Here is a 10,187-nt window from a genome sequence, read left to right on the forward strand (position 1 = left end):
GAGTTTTTGAGGATGTAAAATATTTATGATTTTTCATTTTTACATCACAGATCAGTAGCCATTTTATGTCTTTGTATCTTAATGTTATCGCCTTCAAGAACAATGGTAAATTCAAGTGGTCGCAGACGACACGATAACGTTGGCTACAAAAGTACCGACCGCAGTCGCCTCAATGCCTTGGTCGCACAGAAAGGAAACTGTGACGACATCATCATCGTCAAACATGGACTTTTAACGGATACCTCATTCACGAACCTTGCCATATTTGATGGCAAACATTGGGTGACTCCCAGACATCCCTTATTGCTAGGCACAAAAAGAGCCGCACTATTGGACAAGGGAATGATACAAAAAGCAGATATTACATTGGACGATTTGCGAAATGCCAACAAGGTAAGTCTTTTTAATGCGATGATTGACTTTGGTGAAATAGAAATAGCAATAGAGAATGTCCACTTTCACTTTTGAACATGCTCTATTTCTTCTGATATACAAGATATTTTATGGTTGTAGCGAACATGGCTACTAAAATATTTGGCGTTATCAAATAAATACCATATCTTTGCAACCGCAAAAGTTGTTTGAACCATTATGCAAAGTAAAGCAGGCAGAAGTAGTCTGACTTTCGCTAAATCGTTACCATAAATAAACCAGTCGAAACAACTATGCTGATTATTAGACTGATACAACTTTTTTGATTATCTTATGCAAAGATAGTGCAAACCGAATGCAGGACAACAAGCTTGCTTGATAGTTATGCTGAGGTGAAGCCTATCTTATGCAAAGATACTTGTTTTTCCCCCTTCTGCAAATTTTTCCAGTCAGTTTTTTGCAGTGTTGTCAAGTTGTAGTATATTTGCATCGATAGACATATTGCCGTATTAGTAGACTCCCGTTTGCTGGATGTCGGCAGAATGCGCAAAATACCAACCACTACCACATTATTTTGGCGTATGACAGATCGCTACTATACCTTAAATACATTTCGAAAAATCCGACTATTATTCTCTGTGCGCAGCGCAGCCTTCCTTGTTACGTGTGCCATAATCCTGACTCTCATCATGTCGTGCCATAGTTCACCGTCGCCACGCGTCCTCGCCATGAAGCGTGATGCCGCCGACAGTGTGGTAAACGGCATGAAAGACAAAGAACAACTCGACAGCCTGGTGAAAGAAGCCGAAAAGAGCGGCGACTATATGCTTGAGATGAGATCACTCCAGAAGCGGGGACGCTTGTGGCGAGATGAAAACCGCTTCATGAAAGCCATAGCCTGTCATAATCGTGAACTGGAACTCGCAAGGAAACTCGGTGACACCATCGCCACAGTGCAGGCGCTGAACAATATCGGAACGAATTTCAGAAGAATGGGAGTGCTCGACGAGGCAGTGGACTACCACTATCGTGCGCTGCACCTCGGCGACCTGTTCAGTCGGCGAAACGACAAGACGGCAATGAAAAACCGTGTGGTATCCCTCAACGGCATCGGAAACATCAGTCTTACTCTCGGCGACACCGAAACGGCAGACTCTATGTTCCGCGCTGCATTGAAGGAGAGAAGACACTCGGAAGCCACCTCGGACAGGCCATCAACTACGCAAATATAGGTTCGGTATTCGAAAAGCGAAACATGCTCGACTCCGCATGGGCATGCTACAAGCAGTCGATGCAGCAGAACAGACTCGCCGATTCCGACCTCGGCATATCGCTCTGCTATACCCACTTCGGACGCCTCTTCGAGAAGCAAGGCAGACGGACAGAAGCAATAGCCGAGTATCGCAAGGCATACGAAATAATGGGAACGTCAGAAGACAGGTGGCATGCCATGGAACCATGTCTCGCTCTTGCGGAGATATACATTAAAAATCGGCGACGAAAACACAGCGATGACCTATCTCGCCACTGCCGACCGCCTTGCCCACGACCTGCATTCGCTCGAACACCAGGCGCAGATTGCCAAGCTGTACTACGACATCTATGCAAAGAAAGACGACTGCCGGCGCGCTCTTCACTACTACCGGACGTTTGACCAACTCAGCGACAGTCTGACGAGCGAGAAGAATATTGTTCACATGCAGAACATGCGAGTGCGCTATGAGCATGAGCAGAGGCGTGCCGAAGTGAATGCCCTGAACGAGGAGTATCAAACGGAGAAATCGCTTAAGTGGGTCAGCATTATGGCTGCAGTCCTTTTGTTCGTGCTCGGTGGTGTGACAATGAGTTTCATGCTCTACGCCCTTCGTAGCCGTAAGCGCAAGCAGATGGAGCAGCATCAGATGGAGGAGATGAGAATAAGTTTCTTCACTAACATAACACACGAGTTTCGCACCCCTCTCACCGTTATTCTCGGATATTCACGGATGATGGAGGAAGGCAAGGTGCCGGCAGGCGATATGGCAAAGGTGGGAAGCATGGTGTCAAGACAAGGCACGCGACTTCTGTCGCTCATCAACCAGTTGCTCGACATACAGAAGGTGAAGTCGAATATCGGACATCCCGACTGGCATCATGGCGACATCGTGCTCTTCATGGCAAACATCATAGAGAGTCATCTCAATATGGCACACTCCAGACAGATAACCCTGATGTATGCCCCAAAGCAAAAGAAGATGATGTGTGACTTCGTGCCAGACTATGCCAGAAGGTGTTGTGTGCAACCTTCTGACAAATGCCATAAAGTTCTCCAAGGAGGGCGGACAGGTGCTTGTGGCGCTTGAGGTGGAGAACGACATGCTGACCCTGCGCATTGCCGACTATGGTAGCGGTATACCGGAAAATGAGCAGCAGCATATCTTCGAACCCTTCTATCAGACAGAGAGCGACAAGAAGACCATCGGGTCGGGAGTGGGACTGGCCCTCGTGAACCAGATAGTGAAAACCCTTGGCGGCAGCATAACGCTCGACAGTAAGGTGGACGTCGGTTCGGTATTTACTGTAAACGTGCCCGTCAAGGCCCCGGCGGGTGTTGACGTGAAGCCGCTTGAGTCACTCGGAACAATTCCTGACGACATTTTGCTTGGAGCAAATACTAAAACAGGTGGCAATAACGGAACTTCCGGTTGTGGAGAGGATAATAATCCTGTGGCAGGCGACAAGAGTGATGCCCTCGTGGATATCGGTGCGAATAGTCATGATATGGATGATGATGGTGGTGATGTGGCTGACGGCAGTTCTGCTGACACCCGTCAGCTCGTGCTCATCGTGGAAGACAATGCCGATGTGGCGGAATACATGACAATGCAGCTTAAGGCAAGATACCGCCTCGTGTTGGCACGTGATGGTGAGGAGGGACTGCGCATTGCCACGGAGACGGTGCCGCGACATCATCATCACCGATCTCATGATGCCACGCATGGATGGCTACGAACTGTGTCAGAGAGTGAAGGAATCGGAGGTGCTCAACCACATTCCTGTCATCATCGTCACGGCGAGGACAACCCAGAAAGACAAGCTGCGCGGACTGCAGATTGGCGTTGATGCGTATATATATAAACCATTTGATGCTGAAGAACTATCCGTAACTGTCGGCAACCTGCTGGAGAAACACCGCTTGCTGCGCCTGCGCTATATGCAGGCGCCAGCCGACGACAAACAGGCTGCAGTGGAGACGCTGCCGCCTTGCGACCGCGTGTTCCTCAATAGGGTGGATGCCGCAGTGGACGAATTGATGGCGACGGACCTCTCCGTAGACAGTGTGGCTATAGCCCTATGTATGAGTCAGCAGCAGTTGCGCCGAAAGCTCAATGCTGTGTCGGGCGACACACCGATGGCATATTTCCGCAAGCGCCAGATGCAGAAAGCCAAAGATATGCTGGACAACCGCGATGACATGTCGATCAGCGAGATAGGAATGAAGTGCGGTTTCTACGATATGTCGCATTTCACAAGAATATTCAAGCAGGTGGTAGGAATAACACCGTCGCAGTATCGCAAGAAAGCATAACCCCCCAAACGGTCATTATGCCGTTTGGGGATAAAATCCCTCTTCTGAAAAAAAACACAATCCAGGCTGGCCATGATGACCGATTTGGGTTAAATGGTTTGCTGACCGTTTTTAAGATTATAAGAATAGTGGTCTTGATTTCCCAATTGAAGAAATCAAGACCACGAATGTTCCTTTGCGAAAATTCCCCCTGGCGTGGGGATGAATCCCCACATTAGGGGGTACTGTTCCCCACGCTGTGGGGAAAATATGAGACCTATGGCTTGTCTTGTTCCTATTTCATGCAAGCCTTGAAGATTTCGAGGATATCCTGTTCCAAGAGAGGAGCCCATGCCTTGTCGAGACCTTCATTGTCTGCCACGTGTTTCGCCATTTCAGCAAGGCGGCTGTCGTCGATGCCGACCTCAGGCAGAGTCATCGGGATGCCGATGTTGCGATAGAAGTCATGTATTGCCTTGATTGAAGCCTCTGCGTTTTCAGCTCCAAACACGTTCTTGCCGAACTTCTCGATGCGCTCCACCACCTGGTCGTGCAGTTCGCCTGTAGAGTGGTCGAGGATATGTTTCATCCAACGTGGCGTCACGATGGCAAGACCCTCCCCGTGGGTGATGTCGTAGTATGCCGACAGAGCGTGCTCCATGGCGTGCATAGGCCAGCCGCTCGGACTGTTGCCGAGACAGTAGATGCCGTTGCAGCCAAGAGTAGTGGCATAGAATATCTCAGCCCTGGCGTTGTAGTTCTGTGGATCTTCCAATACAATCTTCACGTTCTTCACGAGCGACTTCACGGCACCCTCCATGAAAGCGTCGTTCATGTCGATGTGGTCGCCACAGAAATACGACTCCATGATGTGGTTGATGCAGTCGGAAACGCCTGCCAACGTCTGTTTCACAGGCAGTGTGAAGGTATATGTAGGGTCGATGAAGCTCACTGCCGGGAATACGAGTTTTGAGAAGTATGCCAGCTTGTCGTTTGTCTCAGTGCGCGATATCACTCCGCCCATGCATATTCACTGCCGGTAGCGCCATGGTGATGATGTCTACGATGGGCACTGCTGCCGTTTGGGCTTGCGTCCGCAAACGATGTCCCATGCCTCCTCCACATTGTCCGTCACCTTAGTCTTGAGCGTTCCGGCAACACCGGCTATAGCCTTAGTGCAGTCGAGCACCGAACCTCCACCCACGGCGAGTATCACATCGATGTCGTTGTCCTGACACATGCGCACACCGTCAAGCACGCTGGGGTTGAACTTGGGATTAGGCTGTATGCCGCCGAGCTCGAAACCTGCTTGTCTGTCAGTGTATCCTTCACCAGGTCATAAAGACTCTTGTCGTGTCCGGGAGCGGTGCGTTTGATGCTGCCGCCGCCATAAGTGATGAGTACACGTTTCCATACTGGTTCATTACGCTTGCGAGTTTTTCGCTTACTACACCCTTGCCGAAGATGAGGCGTGTGGGTGTCTGATAATCAAAATTGACCATAGCTCTTTGATTTAAAAAAGGTTGTTTATACATTGTCGTTGTAGATGGCAATCTTTATCACTCCGTCTTCTTTGTTTTCGAAGATGCGGTATGCCTCTTCTATCCTGCTCAGTGGAAGCGGTGGGTGATGAGAGGTGTGGTGTCTATCTTGCCTTGCTCGATGAGCTGCAGAACTTCCTCGCAGTCGCATCCGTCCACGCCGCGGTCTTGAACGTAAGGTCTTGCCATACATGTCGGGTAGTGGCAGCACCTGTGGCTCGTCATATAGTGCCACTACGGTTACGATGGCGTTAGGACGGGCGCATCGCCAGGCGAGCTGGAACGTATGTTTGCCTCCAGCCACCTCCAATACCCTGTCGGCACCTCCGTGGTCGCTGTTTTTCATCACGAACTCCTCACACTCTTCCGGTGTCGTTACCATCACTTCCGGATAATGAGCCTTTACGAATGCCTGTCGCTCTTCCGACTGTTCGCACACGATGATGCGCTTTGGCTTTTTCAGCATCACGCTCAGCAGTGTGCAGATGCCTGTCGGACCGGCACCGATGATGAGCACGGTGTCCTCTTCCGTTATCTCACTGATGCGTGCAGCCCAGTAGCCTGTTGCCAGTACGTCGCCCACGAAGAGAGCTTGCTCGTCGCTCACGCTGTCGGGAATGCGGTTCAGTCCCTGTGTAGCCAGCGGCACACGCACATACTCCGTCTGTCCGCCGTCGATGCGGCAGCCCAGTGCCCATCCGCCGTGTGGCGAGGTGCAGTTGTTCACGTAGCCATGCTTGCAGTAGAAACATTCTCCGCAGAACGTCTCCACGTTCACCGTCACGCGGTCGCCGGCTTTCAGTCCCTTCACTGCCGTTCCTGTCTCTTCCACTATTCCCACCATCTCGTGTCCCACGGTGATGCCAGGCACCGCCCTTGGCACGCTGCCATGCTTGATTGCAGGTCGCTCGTACAGATGCTGCCCAGCGTCACTCTGACGATGGCGTCGGTGGGGTCCTGTATCTTGGGTTTCGGTTTGTCGGTCATGGCAAACCTTCCTTTCTCAATGTATGTATATGCTTTCATGTTATTGTTGGTAGTTTATGTTATATAGACAGAGGGTCAGAAGACGGTGTTTCATTTCTTGCCTTTCGTGGCGAAGTATTTCCATAGCGGTGCTGCCATCATAGCCTGATGAAACTCGTCGTTCATGAGCATGCGTACCACTTCGTCCTCGTCCAGTAGCACGACCTTGATGTCTTCCGACTCTTCGAGATGCTGGGTGGAAAGCCTTTCCACCCCTGTGGCAAGGTATGTATGACTGTAGTTGGTGCAAGCCCCGGCATTGGACTAATGGTCATCAGCTTCGACCATTCGCCGCCGCCATATCCCGTCTCCTCATAGAGTTCGCGTCTGGCAGCCTCCATCGGGTCTTCGCCTTTCTCACGCATCCTGCCGGAATCTCTATTGCCGTGAGGTGCTGGGCATGGCGGTATTGGCGCTCCATGAGGAATTTCCCTTCTTTGGTTATCGCTATGACATTGCAGAACTCTGGATATTCCAGAACGTAGAAATCCTGTATCTCAGCGCCAGTAGGCAGTTTCACATGTTCGCGTCTTGCCGTCAGCCAAGGCTCTCTGAGAGGTATTCGCTCTCTATCACCTCCCATGCCATAGGTCTTTGTCTTGTTTCATGATTTCTGATATTTCATTTGATTAGGAAAGGTGTCCATTGAGCATACGATTCCAATTTCTTCATATCCTTTGGTATTGTAGATTTTTATATGTCTTGATAATTTCTGTCTCTTCGTCTGTTCTATCTCTTCATGTCCTTGTCCACCATTGCACATACACAAGAGTCAGACCACACGTTCTCTGCGTCTCTATCATGTCGATGATGGTATATATTGGCAGGATGATACCCATGATGCCGATTGGCGCATTCACTCCCACATCAGCGAGAGGGTGAGGAAATAGCAGCCCATAGGCACTCCGGCATTGCCCACTGCCGACAGCACGGAGATGAAGAGCCAGAGAATCATCGTTGTCAGCGGCAGCTCCATTCCGCCGTTCTGCATCAGGAACAGGGAGGTGACGAGGATGAACGCCGCACAGCCATTCATGTTGATAGTGGTGCAGATAGGCAAGACGAAGCGTGACACCTTGCTCGACACTCCCATCCTCTCTTCTGCCGTCTGCATGGTGACAGGCAGCGTGGCAGCCGAACTCTTGGTGAATAGAGCCATCAATACCGCCGGCATCATGCGGCCGAGGGTGCGGAAGGGGTTGATTCCCCTTGCCAGCAGGAACAGGGGCAGTACGATGAAGAACTGTATCACGTTGCCACCCAATATCACCGCCACGTATTTTCCGAGCGATGCCATCACGATGCCTGCCGAGAACTGTGCCGAAAGCTGTGCTGCAAATGCCACGATGCCAAGTGGCAAAGCCCATATCAGACCGTGGATGAGCATGAAGAGCAGGTCTTGCAGACCGAACAGTCCCTTCACCACCACCTCCTTCTTGTCATTTTGTGGCATCTTTGCCAATGCAATGCCCACGGCAGCAGCCAGCATGAGGATGGAAAGCACGTTGCCGTCGGCAAACGGTTTCACTATGTTGTTGGGAATCACACCCAATATGTGGTCATAATAAGATGTCTCGCCCAGGTTCTGAGGCACGTCAGCCATACCGCTCTGCACCAGAGCCGCCGGCAGGTTGCCGGGAGCAATGACATTGTAGAGCACCAGTCCCACGGCGGCAGCGGCAAATGTGGTGAGCAGCGTGTAAGTGATGGCATGCCTGAAAATCTTTCCCGTGTCGGCCTGATTGCCGAGCGAGGCGAGAGTCGTCATCACCGCCAGGGCTATCGTCGGCACCGCCAGGAGCTGGAACAGACGGGTATATACCGTAGCGATGAAGTTCATCAACCCGTTGAGCCATGCTATGCCCAACATTCCCAATGCTGCACCGACTACCAGTGCACCGATCCAAAGCATCAGCTGCTTTGTCTGCTTCTTGTTGTTTTTTCCTTTTGCTATATTGTTCATGGTGTTATTAGTATTCAGGTTCGTTACAACTTACGCCTTTCAAATCCTTTGTATTGTATGACCGGCGGTCCGTCATGCGAACAGCTCATTCTTCTTTCTGTCACGGCAGAGCGGTTCGAGATGCGCCACAAGCATGTTGAGGCGTCCCCGATACCCCTTGCCTGTACCGGACATACAGCTACGCATCGCATGCAGCCGATGCAGAGTCCGTTGTCGTTGCCTCTCAGATTGTCGGGAGAGATAGCTCCGGCAGGACATTCGCTCGCACACGTTCCGCAGCCCGTGCAGTTGTCGTTTGCCGTGGGGTAGGGACCCTTGCAGCCCTGCTTGTATGGTCGGTTTCCCGGCAGGGAGAGAGGTGCATACTCTCCATCCCCCTTGATCTTGCGGAGTATGTCGGCGGCAAACGAAGCCAGTTCGTTGGCATCTTCTGCATCGGGACGGCCGGAGCCATACATGCGGCAGATACTGTGTTCGCGATGGCGGCAATAGCAGCCACCACACGGAATCCCATGCCAGTTGCCACATCCTGCATCTCCACCAGAGCGTCTTCGTAAGCCCTGTTGCCATATACGGCAATGATGACACACCGTGCCCGTTAGCCTCGATGCCCTTCAGTCTCTCCACAGCCATGGCAGGCACACGGCCGGCATATACGGGCATGGAGATTACCGTCAGGTCGTCGGTGTGGATACCGGGGAGTTTCAGATTCTCTTTCTTTGTGCAGAGTTCTGTAGTGACACACTCCCCGCCAAATTCTTTGCACAGCAGTTCGCCCACACGGCGTGTTCCACCTGTGGGACTGAATGTTATGTTGTGAATTGTCATTCTGGCTCTTATCCTTTATAGCGTTTAATATCTGCTCCGCATGAATCTTTGTCTTGATTTCCTTTGGGGTGAAGATTTTCTCGATTATTCCGTTTTCGTCAACGAGATATGTGGTGCGCAGTATGCCGATGGTCTTCCTTCCGCATGTCACCTTTTCTCCCCAGCATCCCAGCTCTTGCAGCAGAGTGGTCTCCGTGTCGGCTATCAGCGGGAACTGCAAGCCGTGAGCGTCGGCAAACTTCTTCTGCAGTGCCTGTTTGTCTTTGCTCACACCGATGATTTCATATCCGGCGGCTGCCAGTTCCTCTTTGTGTGCCTGCAGCGAACAAGCCTCTGCAGTGCATCCGCTTGTGTTAGCCTTTGGATAGCTGTATATCACCAGTTTCCTGCCGCGATAGTCGCTTGCCTTAATCTCTCGTCCGTCCTGGTCGATGCCGAGGACCTCTGGTATTCTGTCTCCGATATTCATAATGATTTAGATTTATATTATTGTCAGGTTTAATCTTATCCTTTTATTATAACATGCAAATATAATAAAATGTATTGATAGCCCGTGATAATATTTTAACCCAAATCAGCAATTAGAGCGTTTATTGTATTTTTTATATACTGCTTGCAGTCTTTTGTCTTTTATAAGGTGCTTTTGCTCGTCCTTAATTCGTGATAGCTCGCTATTGCTCATTAAAAGCCAAATAAAATCCACTCTTCTAAAATACCAAAATCCAAGCAGACCCTAACGACCGATTTGGGTTAAATAATTGTTTTGCTGCTAAAGTTGCAAGTCGTGTTGCTGAGATAAAATTTCAGTAGCAGTTCTTTTGCGTTAAATGCATATATGCTGGGAATCGTGGTACGACCATAGTGAATGGCGGCTATGCTCCAGCAGGAAAGTCAGTCCGCTGATGCCGAT

At 50.6% G+C, this 10,187-nt stretch carries 12 protein-coding genes and 3 pseudogenes; 6 read left to right on the plus strand and 9 right to left on the minus strand.

Translation table 11 applies throughout. The features are described 5' to 3' along the window. Window positions 1-102 precede the first annotated feature (102 nt). From CCC32_RS00085 to CCC32_RS00105, 6 genes and pseudogenes are all read left to right on the plus strand, one after another. A complete protein-coding gene (locus tag CCC32_RS00085; protein WP_287071337.1) occupies window positions 103-468 on the plus strand; it encodes an aminotransferase class IV in 366 nt (121 codons plus the stop codon). 542 nt (window positions 469-1,010) lie between these two features. Then, the gene (locus CCC32_RS00090) at window positions 1,011-1,604 is read left to right on the plus strand and encodes a tetratricopeptide repeat protein (RefSeq protein ID WP_287071338.1); all 594 of its coding nucleotides are present in this window, start codon (window positions 1,011-1,013) and stop codon (window positions 1,602-1,604) included. 59 nt (window positions 1,605-1,663) lie between these two features. Continuing rightward, a pseudogene (locus CCC32_RS12610) lies at window positions 1,664-1,780 on the plus strand (hypothetical protein); the annotation flags it as partial. A gap of 37 nt (window positions 1,781-1,817) precedes the next feature. Further along, window positions 1,818-2,714 carry a histidine kinase dimerization/phospho-acceptor domain-containing protein gene (locus CCC32_RS00095; protein WP_287071340.1) on the plus strand — a complete coding sequence of 299 codons (897 nt, stop codon included), beginning with the start codon at window positions 1,818-1,820 and terminating at the stop codon, window positions 2,712-2,714. Continuing rightward, the gene (locus CCC32_RS00100; protein WP_287071342.1) at window positions 2,632-3,474 is read left to right on the plus strand and encodes an ATP-binding response regulator; all 843 of its coding nucleotides are present in this window, start codon (window positions 2,632-2,634) and stop codon (window positions 3,472-3,474) included. Before CCC32_RS00095 ends, CCC32_RS00100 begins: the two co-directional genes overlap by 83 nt. Beyond that, window positions 3,365-3,940: a response regulator transcription factor gene (locus CCC32_RS00105; protein WP_287071347.1), complete on the plus strand. Its 576-nt coding sequence runs from the start codon at window positions 3,365-3,367 to the stop codon at window positions 3,938-3,940. The genes CCC32_RS00100 and CCC32_RS00105 overlap by 110 nt, the downstream gene beginning before the upstream one ends. A 274-nt stretch (window positions 3,941-4,214) precedes the next feature. Here the strand turns inward: CCC32_RS00105 and CCC32_RS00110 are convergent, their stop codons facing one another. The 9 genes and pseudogenes from CCC32_RS00110 to CCC32_RS12615 all read right to left on the minus strand — a co-directional run. Beyond that, window positions 4,215-4,943 (minus strand): iron-containing alcohol dehydrogenase, encoded by a 729-nt coding sequence (locus CCC32_RS00110; RefSeq protein ID WP_502705592.1) that lies wholly within the window; start codon window positions 4,941-4,943, stop codon window positions 4,215-4,217. Between the two features lie 36 nt (window positions 4,944-4,979). Then, window positions 4,980-5,177 (minus strand): iron-containing alcohol dehydrogenase, encoded by a 198-nt coding sequence (locus CCC32_RS12750; RefSeq protein WP_502705593.1) that lies wholly within the window; start codon window positions 5,175-5,177, stop codon window positions 4,980-4,982. Window positions 5,178-5,247: 70 nt separating this feature from the next. Beyond that, on the minus strand, window positions 5,248-5,421 hold the full coding sequence (locus CCC32_RS00115) for a hypothetical protein (RefSeq protein WP_287071343.1): 174 nt from the start codon (window positions 5,419-5,421) through the stop codon (window positions 5,248-5,250). Between the two features lie 25 nt (window positions 5,422-5,446). After that, window positions 5,447-6,486: pseudogene (locus CCC32_RS00120) on the minus strand (alcohol dehydrogenase). A 122-nt stretch (window positions 6,487-6,608) separates the two neighbouring features. Beyond that, window positions 6,609-6,851: an NUDIX domain-containing protein gene (locus CCC32_RS12755; protein ID WP_502705594.1), complete on the minus strand. Its 243-nt coding sequence runs from the start codon at window positions 6,849-6,851 to the stop codon at window positions 6,609-6,611. Next, window positions 6,761-7,069 carry a hypothetical protein gene (locus CCC32_RS12760; RefSeq protein WP_502705595.1) on the minus strand — a complete coding sequence of 103 codons (309 nt, stop codon included), beginning with the start codon at window positions 7,067-7,069 and terminating at the stop codon, window positions 6,761-6,763. The genes CCC32_RS12755 and CCC32_RS12760 overlap by 91 nt, the downstream gene beginning before the upstream one ends. Window positions 7,070-7,342: 273 nt before the next feature. Further along, window positions 7,343-8,449, minus strand: coding sequence for a dicarboxylate/amino acid:cation symporter (locus CCC32_RS00130; RefSeq protein WP_287071344.1), 1,107 nt, complete (start codon window positions 8,447-8,449; stop codon window positions 7,343-7,345). Between the two features lie 23 nt (window positions 8,450-8,472). Continuing rightward, a complete protein-coding gene (locus CCC32_RS00135; protein WP_287071345.1) occupies window positions 8,473-9,039 on the minus strand; it encodes a DUF362 domain-containing protein in 567 nt (188 codons plus the stop codon). 239 nt (window positions 9,040-9,278) lie between these two features. Then, window positions 9,279-9,746 (minus strand): annotated as a pseudogene (locus tag CCC32_RS12615) (peroxiredoxin); the annotation flags it as partial. Between the last annotated feature and the right edge of the window lie 441 nt (window positions 9,747-10,187).

Source organism: Prevotella sp. LMAG:51 (assembly GCF_008680225.1).
Lineage (GTDB): Bacteria > Bacteroidota > Bacteroidia > Bacteroidales > Bacteroidaceae > Prevotella > Prevotella pectinovora.